Annotated in this window: 1 protein-coding gene; it reads left to right on the forward strand. The window is 65.9% G+C overall.

Going from position 1 to position 205, the window contains the following annotated elements; translation table 11 throughout:
• A partial coding sequence (locus C5N14_RS31630) for an acyl carrier protein (RefSeq protein WP_133305788.1) occupies window positions 1-205 on the forward strand: 205 nt, incomplete at both ends.

Here is a 205-nt window from a genome sequence, read left to right on the forward strand (position 1 = left end):
CGAGCGCACCGGCTACCCCGTCGACCTCATCGAACTCGACCTCGACCTCGAAGCCGACCTGTCCATCGACTCCATCAAACGCGCCGAAGTCGCCGGCGAAGTCGCCCAACGCCTCCACCTCGCCGTCGAAGGCGACGAAAGCGAACTCGAAGACCTCGTCAAGGCCCGCACCGTCCGCGCCATGGTCACCTGGCTCGACGAGAAG

The organism is Micromonospora sp. MW-13 (assembly GCF_003434305.1).
In the GTDB taxonomy this organism is placed as follows: Bacteria; Actinomycetota; Actinomycetes; order Mycobacteriales; family Micromonosporaceae; genus Micromonospora.